Below are 6,853 nucleotides of genomic sequence, written 5' to 3'. Positions count from 1 at the left end.
CCTAAACCAATGGTTGTTGCTCTGTTTGTTAGCTTCTGATTTTCCTGCGGAAAATCCTCGCACACAAACACGCAACATTCCATACATTAACCGTTAGCTGTAATAAAAACATTGATATGAAAAAGAAGATTCTGATTACTATATTATTTTTCACTGTATTAATGACTTTTGGTCAAGACAAAATAATAGCTAGAAAATTCACAACTTCTCGAGTTGAAAAAATAGACTTTTCAAAAATTTATAATAAAAAAACAGGGGAAAAGATAAAGAAAAAAGATTTTATTAAGATGGTTGAAAATAACCCAAATCTCCAATTAGAAGAAATTATTGGAGTTGATGGAGAAATAGAAAAATATTTAGTGAACTTATCCAAACAGAATAATGGCTTAATAAATAATAGAAAAAATGCTATTCTTAAAGGAGAATTATTTCCAAATTTTATCGCAAAAACGATTAATAAAAGAAAAATTGAATTAAATAAACTGAGAGGAAAAATTGTTATTTTAAGGTTTGAATTAGAAGCAAATAGTTTTAGGTTTAAAAAACAAGAAATTAAACAAATTGACAATTTGATTAATAAAATTAAAAACAAAAGTGAGAAAATCAAGGCTATTATTTTCTTTGCATCAAATGAATCAGATGTAAAACAAGGTTTTGATTTAACAGATTCAAATTTCGAATTAATTCCTAATAGTTTGAATTTTCAAGAGAAATTTTCAATTACAAGATTTCCAACTACAATTGTAATTGATGAAAATGGAAAATTATTTGATTACTATGAATTTATAGATGATATGAATTTAAATAAAATAATTACGAAATAAACTACAGCTAACACCGTGTAAAAAACATTGCTTATTTTAGTTTAATCGTTTGGTCGCTGCTTTGTTTGCTAGCTTCTGATTTTCCTCCGGAAAATCCTCGCACACAAACACGCAACGTTCCTTACACAATCACGTTAGCAAATAGTTGAAAAATAAATATTATGAAACGAAAAACTATTATTACATACATTTTAGGAATTAGCTTAACTACGTTTCTAATTTTAGTTTTTATTCATTTTTCCAATGATCATGTTGAATGTGAAAATAAAATCGAAAATACCATTGGTGCAAACGGTGAAAAAATTTCAACTAAAAAGCATATTTGCAAAGAACAATTCAATTTTTAAGTAATATAAGAGTTGAAGTGTATAAAATTTACTCTTACGAAGACGTACTTTAGCTAGTTTGTGTAGACCGAATTCTCAATCAAACGCAACTCTTACGTAAACCGATTTGAAAAACAGTGTGGAAATAAAAGAAGAAAGATTGTGGAGTAGATCGGAAAAAAGAAAAACCATTTGCTAACAATAGCTATAAGTAATGCGGGCTTTGTGTTTAATTCAATGGTTTGTGTATATTTATAAGGTCGCCAAATCAGTTTGATTTGGCATTTAAAACATTAAAAAATAAAACGCAAACAAAAGGCTTTGGCTACGTGCGTAGACGGAAACAAAAAGGTTTCCTTGCCTCCGCACTACTCATAGCTTCAACGTTGGCAAACATATGACTGAACAATGAAATTCATCAATCTAATTATAATTTTACTTCTGACTTTTAGTTGTTCAAACGAAAAAGAAACCGCGGAATTTGAAAAGGTTTTGGGAAAAGAAAACAGTGAAACTCTGACTTATCTTGTAAACGATTTCGAGTCTGATTTTCTCAAAAGACAATATCCGAATTTAGAAACTAAAAAAGCATACAAACAATTCCTGACCGAATTATCAAAAGGACAAACTGAATACTGGAAAAAAATCTCGGAAAGTAGTAGAGAATATCTTGAAAAAAGTAATTTGAGATTAGAAATTTACAGCGTACCAGATTCAATTTGGATTGAACGTGACCCAGAAAAACTGACTTTAGGCAATAGCAGTATTCCGATGTTAAAAATCAAAAGGAAATATTTAATGCCAGATGGAACATTTGAGTACAGTACATCGGAATCATCCTTTCGGTACAAAGAACCAATCGATGAGGATTCAATAATTGAATCTCATAAAAACTGGATTGATATAAATTATGTTGGTAGTTATTCGAGAGCATTAAATTCAATATCAGACAAATCGGATTTTCTAATTGATTATCTCGATATACGAGAAACAGCAGGAACAATTGACCCAAGAATTATTGCTGACCGAATGCTTAAATCAAAAGTTAATTTAAACGACTATTTCATAAAAAGAATAATAATTACCGAAATAGTCTATTGAAAATAAAAATACGTTTGCCAACAACGTATAAAAATAATTGCTATTTTGTGCTTAAATAATGGTAGTTGCGTATTTGCTACTTCTGAATTTCCTTCGGAAATTCCTCGCACGCAAACACGCAACTATTCTTATACAAAACCGTTGTAACCAATTAAAACTAAACATATGAAAAAAAGCTTTAAAATAAATGCTGCTCTAGTATTTTTAATAGTATTACAGCTATTTACAAGCATTTCCTTTGGTCAAGAAAAACGTTTTTCTGAAGAATATATTAAGAAAAACATCAAAGATAGAGGTTTTGTCAACCATAAGTATTTAACTTCTAATGAGAAAACCGATTTCTTTTATGCTGAAGAACCTAGGGGGCCTAGAGTTTTAGCAATAAATAACATTTCTAAAGACACTCCTGTTTTAAACTTAACAAAAACTTCCAAAACAGACTATATTGGTATTGTCGAAGAAGTAGGAGTATTTGTAAATTATGACGAAGAAAATGTTTTATACAAAAGCCTTGCAAAAAAAATTGCTGAAATAAAACCAATCTATCATTCTGAAACAAAACTTATCATTATCTATGAATATGTTAAGGATTTTGCTTTTGGTTCTCATCCAGAAGATTTCTGGAAGTGTGACATACCAATCTGTAGCATCTATGTTACAAGAGAGACTTTAGATGAATCTTCAGAATGGAATCTCGTCAGTGAAGTTCGATTTATTTATAATCCTATTCATTATGATGCTGCAATATCTGTAAATCATGCCTTGGAAAAAGGAAGGAAAGTTTATAGTTCTCAAATTGCTAAAGACATAAAATCAGCAAATACTGTTTCGGCTAAACCTCAACAAATTATGAAAGGTTTTATTTATCATGATGATGATTTTTGGAAAAAATCTTGGATTTGGATTTATCCCGATAAAGGAATTTTCAGCAGTACTTCCAATGAAATTGCAATGGAAACCAGAACCACCATTTTAAAACATATTTTTCAAGGTGATTTCAATAAAATAAAAAAGAAAAATTTTATTGAAGAATATGTTCTTGCCTTCCTGTTTACATATTCTAAACATTGCAAAAACTATTTGGTAGATTATAGGACTTATAAACTTACCAATACCGTTACAAAAGAAAACGGAGCTGGAATTAAGCATGTTTCAAGAGTTGAAGATTGGGGTTCCATAAATGTTCCTGTTCGGTTTTCTGATTATTTCAGTAAGCAATATACCGATTATCAATATGGGGATTTATTACTAAATGATATGGAATCGTTAATAACTAAATTAGGATGTAACTGCAAAGAAGTAAATCAATTACAAGAAAACCTCTATCAATTATCTCAAAATAAATCTTCCATTCAACAATTAAACAAACCACCTAAAGGTGAAGAATGTTATTTTGATTAATATATTAAAGTCTATAAGATGAACTACAATTTCAAATTAATAACCCTTACGTTATTTCTCCTGTTTTCAATACAGAATGTCAGAGCACAAAAATGTGATGTTTTAGAGAGATGGACAAGAGTTGTATCCGAAGAATTTCCAAATATTGATTATAACAAAACTAATTCTAAGTTTAGACAAAGAATTATATTTAACCTCTTCTCTGATGAGTATTTTATTCCGTATTTTAAAAAACCTTATGATATGGTGGGAGACATAATGTCCCAAACTATGTGGAAAAGATTTAATAAATGCGACAATGAAACTACGATAACATGGCAAGCCGAATCATCATTTCTCAACAGTACCTTTTTTAACTATTATAAATTAAAAAAAACTGTAATTGAAGGAAGAAAACTTATAGAAGAATTTACTGTTATGAAGAAAGAAATTTTAAACGGGGATATTTCTAAAATTGATGTAGATAATTATTTAAATCAAATCAACAAAAAATTCAACATTCTTTTTCCTTCTAAAATAGAACCCCTTATCAAAATATTAGAAACTGAAATTGAAAAAAGAAAAGTCAACTCAATAAACCAAAACTATGATAATCTTCTAAATGAACTTAACGATGTTTTCAAGCTAGCAGAATTAGAAAATTTCAAAAGCAAAAACGCTTCGTTGGTATCTAAATTAAACTCAACCCAAAAAAACAATTTACACCAATTAATATGGGATAGACAAAGCCTTCTTGCAAACCGAGAAATTGAACCAATCTATCAAAGTCAAAAAAATAAAAAATATTCAGAATATTCCGATTTAAAGATAATAGATGCAGAATCTTCAAAGTTTTTCAAAACCTACATTGATTACGGTCTCGGTATTGAATTTTTTGAAAAAACAATTACGTTGTTTAAAAAACAACATTTAGAGCTTTTAATATTAAATGAAAATGAAATACTAAAACGTATAAATAAGTCGAGGACTAAAGAGCAATTTGAATATATAAAGTCCGAATATCTCGAATTTGAGCACAAAGCCAAATACATTTATTACGACCATTTTGACGACACTCTAGATAAAAGAAGATGTTTAGAGTTTGAAGAAAGACTTTTAAAAGAAATTAGTAAAAGAAAAAAGGAGTTAGGGATAAGAGAATAGACATACAACACCTTATAATAATTATGATTCATTTACAAAATAAAGACAGTTGCGTTTTTCCTATATCTGATGTTCCTTCTGAAAATTATCGTGCATAAACACGTAACTAATCTTACACAAAAAACACTGTAACCAATTTTAAATCCGAAAATATGAAAAGAAATTTTTTAACATTGACATTTGTTTTTTATACTGCACTAACATGGTCTCAACAGACATATAAATTATCCATATCTGGTTCTGAAAAAATAAGCGAATCCTATAACGAGGCAATAGATGTAATATATGAAAGATATATACATTCCAAATATAAAAATGACAAATCAACAGCCGAAGAAAAAATTAATTCTTATTATTCTAAAATATTACACAATCATATTAATCTAAAAGAGTTTTCAAAAGGTAAAAGTTGCAAAATAAATATTCAAATAACCAATGACTCAAAAAATAAAATAAGATTGCTTAAAGCCCCTAATCCACTTAGCACATATTTTTATTATAAAATACCAGAACAATCGCTAAATAGTGGGGAATCAGCAATAGCTGAAATTATACTTCAAGGAAGTAAGCTTGCTTATGATTCTGAAAAAAAAGGATATACAGGTATTCCATTGGAAATTAGAATATTAAATCATAATAATGACCCAATTATATATTTGCAGTACCTTAGAATCAATACAAAGTAAGCGACCAACTAATAAAAAACTGGTTACAACATTGGCTATAATTCATTGTGGCAGGGTTACCTAAACGGAAATCCTTACTTTTAAGCTAAGGCAAGATTTCGGGCGGACAGTTTCCTGCCAGAAATGTCCACAACGAAATCATAGCCGAGACCGTTAGCAAACATAATCTCGCCGGCAAATCTAAACGCACGAAAACTCAAAAAAAGTATCTTAAAACCTTATTGTAAAACGGCATTATAAAACGCAATTTCTGACCAAAGCAAAACGCAACTGTTGCTTACGACTGACCTTCAGCACGTAAAATTTCTGACTGATAAATTGAAAAATAAACCACTCAAACGCTTATCGGATTTTTATTTCGGCAAATCATAGCGTAAAAAAAATGTACGTTTGCTAACATTATGTATAAAAAATTGCTAGTTTTAGCCTAAACCAATGGTTGTTGCTCTGTTTGTTAGCTTCTGATTTTCCTGCGGAAAATCCTCGCACACAAACCTCGCAACTTTCCATACATTTACCGTTCTACACAATTTGAAATAAATTAATCGAAAAAAAGATCAAACTAAAACTTAAATAAAATGAAAACCAAAACAAACTTATTACTAGTACTCACTTTTGTATGTATCACAACCGCATTTGGCCAAAAAGAAACCAGTCAAACCAATGGCACTATTCACAATACTCACAAAAACATCGATACCGAATATAAAGTGATAAAAGCGATGGAGCAAAATGACTTCGATACCGCTTTTGGTTATTATAGAGATGACGCCACATTTGCAAGCGTAAATGATGAGCCCGGGACTATTTTCACAAAAGAACAAGCAGAGAAATATAGAAAATTATTTCATCAGCGTTTTAAGATTGTAAGTATGGAAATGAAGCGTCCTTCTCTTTATTTGGAATTTGATAAGGGCAATGGCGAAGTGTTTTCTTGGTGGGTATTTCATTTAATCCGTCAATCCGACCAAAAAGAAATATTAATGCCGATACATTTCATCAACAGTTTTGATGAAAACGGAAAAATAATAAATGAATTCGCATATTACAGTGACGCATTGGCTTATGGAGAATAATCAATGAAAAGACGACGAGTTCGAAAGCAAATAGTATAATTTCGAAATTGACAATAAAACTGAATAGAGAAAAACTGTGTAGAACACCGTATATAATTTATTGCTAGTTCTAGCCTACTTACGAAAATCCTCGCGGATTTTCTATTCGGTTTTTATTTGCTAAATTACGTGCTTAACCACGCAACAAACCATATACAAACACGTTGCCATTCATTGATGAACGCACTCCAAACATTAAAAAAAATATAATTATGGGCACATTTTACAATAAAAACACTAAAAAGATTACCGGAATA

7 protein-coding genes are annotated in these 6,853 nt (G+C 29.7%); all 7 read left to right on the top strand.

Going from position 1 to position 6,853, the window contains the following annotated elements; translation table 11 throughout:
• The first annotated feature begins 116 nt into the window (after positions 1-116).
• The 7 genes from BT151_RS18035 (at position 117) to BT151_RS18005 (ending at position 6,557) form a co-directional block, all read left to right on the top strand.
• Positions 117-824 carry a thioredoxin domain-containing protein gene (locus BT151_RS18035; RefSeq protein ID WP_084648027.1) on the top strand — a complete coding sequence of 236 codons (708 nt, stop codon included), beginning with the start codon at positions 117-119 and terminating at the stop codon, positions 822-824.
• A 161-nt stretch (positions 825-985) separates the two neighbouring features.
• Entirely contained in the window at positions 986-1,171 is a 186-nt protein-coding gene (locus tag BT151_RS18695) for a hypothetical protein (RefSeq protein ID WP_072403764.1), read from the top strand.
• A gap of 387 nt (positions 1,172-1,558) precedes the next feature.
• A complete protein-coding gene (locus BT151_RS18025) occupies positions 1,559-2,251 on the top strand; it encodes a hypothetical protein (RefSeq protein WP_072403763.1) in 693 nt (230 codons plus the stop codon).
• A gap of 165 nt (positions 2,252-2,416) precedes the next feature.
• Entirely contained in the window at positions 2,417-3,652 is a 1,236-nt protein-coding gene (locus BT151_RS18020) for a hypothetical protein (protein WP_072403762.1), read from the top strand.
• Between the two features lie 18 nt (positions 3,653-3,670).
• The gene (locus BT151_RS18015; RefSeq protein WP_072403761.1) at positions 3,671-4,795 is read left to right on the top strand and encodes a hypothetical protein; all 1,125 of its coding nucleotides are present in this window, start codon (positions 3,671-3,673) and stop codon (positions 4,793-4,795) included.
• A gap of 152 nt (positions 4,796-4,947) precedes the next feature.
• On the top strand, positions 4,948-5,481 hold the full coding sequence (locus tag BT151_RS18010; RefSeq protein ID WP_072403760.1) for a hypothetical protein: 534 nt from the start codon (positions 4,948-4,950) through the stop codon (positions 5,479-5,481).
• Positions 5,482-6,059: 578 nt separating this feature from the next.
• On the top strand, positions 6,060-6,557 hold the full coding sequence (locus BT151_RS18005) for a nuclear transport factor 2-like protein (protein WP_072403759.1): 498 nt from the start codon (positions 6,060-6,062) through the stop codon (positions 6,555-6,557).
• The last annotated feature ends 296 nt before the right edge of the window (positions 6,558-6,853 follow it).

The sequence above is a fragment of the Flaviramulus basaltis genome (genome assembly GCF_900114265.1).
Classification (GTDB): Bacteria; Bacteroidota; Bacteroidia; order Flavobacteriales; family Flavobacteriaceae; genus Flaviramulus; species Flaviramulus basaltis.
The sequence above is the reverse complement of the archived record's forward strand: the minus strand, read 5'-3'. Positions and strand labels throughout refer to the sequence as shown.